The 548-nt window shown below is 49.1% G+C and carries 1 protein-coding gene; it reads right to left on the reverse strand.

Annotated elements, in window-relative coordinates; all coding sequences use genetic code 11:
- Nucleotides 1-6: 6 nt before the first annotated feature.
- On the reverse strand, nt 7-548 hold a 542-nt coding region (gene yfcE, locus R8N49_RS29685; RefSeq protein ID WP_318190770.1), incomplete at its 5' end, for a phosphodiesterase.

The raw sequence follows: 548 nt of genomic DNA on the forward strand, positions 1-548 counted from the left end.
TGGTCGTTAAATCGTCGTCTGCACCAGCACTTCACCTTCTGGCGTTTGAACACTGAGCGTATTCCCATCCAGTAATCCAAAGCTTCTTGGTAAACCGTTACGCGGGAAGGTCATTGAACCAGGGTTAAAGATCACCACACCCTCTTTCATTTCGGCTACGGGAACATGCGTATGACCATGAGCGATGATGTCACCCTCTCGCAAAGGCGGTCTTTTATCGCTGTTGTACAAATGGCCATGTGTCAGAAAGATTCGCTTACCAGACTCTAGCAATACCCACGCGTAATCCATCATCATTGGGAAGTTCAGCAGCATTTGATCTACTTCGCTGTCACAATTACCGCGTACGGAGATGATTTGCTGACTGTATTGGTTGAGAAGCTCCGCCACCTGGGGCGGGTTATACCCTTCCGGAATCGGGTTGCGTGGTCCGTGGTTCAACGTGTCACCCAACAGCACCAAATGCTTTGCACCTGATGCTAGGAATAACTTGATGGTTTCTTCGGTTGCTGGCAAAGAGCCATGCAGGTCTGAGGCAAAAAATAGTT

This window comes from Vibrio sp. 1978 (assembly GCF_033344345.1).